General features: G+C 62.8%; 1 protein-coding gene. It reads left to right on the forward strand.

Annotated elements, in window-relative coordinates; translation table 11 throughout:
- The coding region (locus tag EN893_RS36355) for a UvrB/UvrC motif-containing protein (protein ID WP_206640266.1) at nt 1-736 on the forward strand (736 nt) is incomplete at both ends.

Here is a 736-nt window from a genome sequence, read left to right on the forward strand (position 1 = left end):
CCCCGGAATCGGTCAAGTCGCGCATCTCCGATATTCTGGATTCGGTCTACGAGAAGGACCACGTCCGCGCCGACATCTCGCAGTTCACCGACAGTGCCGGCGCCATGATGGGCAACAACCTCAAGGCCCATCTCGACGCGATGGAAAAGCAGATGCGCGATGCCGCAGCCAATCTCGACTTCGAGAAGGCGGCCCGCATCCGCGACGAGATCAAGCGCCTGCGTGAGATGGAACTGTCCATCTCCGAAGACCCGCTGGCCAAATACGCCGACATGGAAAGCCCGGCCTCCGGCCGCGAAAAGGGCAAGCACAACAAGGGCGTGGCCAAACATCGGACAGCAGAAGAACAGGAGCGTTTCCGCAAGTTCGACGAAGCGCGCGCCGCCGAAGAGGCCGCCAGGGCTGCCCGGCCCAACCTCTTCCGCAAGCCTGATCTCGACGAGATGGGCGCCGACGGCGCCGTACCGGTGAAAAAACCGCTGTTTTCGAAACCCTCGATCGACGATATGGGCCCGGGCACCGACATGCCGACGCCGGCCGGCGCGGTGTCACGCTCGCTGTTCAAGAAACAGTCGGCTGAAGAGGCGCATGGCTCCGATTTCGGCATACCCGGCGAGCCGGTCAAGCCGCTGTTCAAGAAGAACTCGCTCGATGAAATGACCGTGCGGCGGACGGAAAAGCCGGTCGAAGGAAAAGTGCCGGCCAAGCCGCAGCCAATCTCCCCCCAAGTGGGGGA

Origin of the sequence: Mesorhizobium sp. M7A.F.Ca.CA.004.04.2.1, assembly GCF_004022825.1 — a bacterium.
Lineage (GTDB): Bacteria > Pseudomonadota > Alphaproteobacteria > Rhizobiales > Rhizobiaceae > Mesorhizobium.